This window comes from Collinsella sp. AM15-2 (genome assembly GCF_003471985.1).
GTDB lineage: Bacteria > Actinomycetota > Coriobacteriia > Coriobacteriales > Coriobacteriaceae > Collinsella.
Genome location: NZ_QRKO01000001.1, coordinates 245,555 through 245,769 on the forward strand (window position 1 = coordinate 245,555; position 215 = coordinate 245,769).

Genomic DNA, 215 nt, shown 5'->3' on the forward strand with positions numbered 1-215 from the left:
CCCCCCCGTAACGGCGATCGCGGCAGAAACCAGTTCCCCCACCGGTGCAGTTGCCTTGCAGACGGAAGATGCGGCCGCCGCAAAAGAAAAAGCGTATGCAGCCATGCAGGAAGCGCTCAAAAACCTCGAGGTCGCAAAAGACGCCGCAAGTCCTGAGAAAATTGCGGTAATCGATGATGACATTGCCGCTTTTCAAGAGATCTACGACATGGTGG

At 55.8% G+C, this 215-nt stretch carries 1 protein-coding gene; it reads left to right on the forward strand.

The genetic code is table 11. The annotated features are described in order from the left end of the window. The coding region (locus DW171_RS10120) for a hypothetical protein (protein ID WP_199586786.1) at positions 1-215 on the forward strand (215 nt) is incomplete at both ends.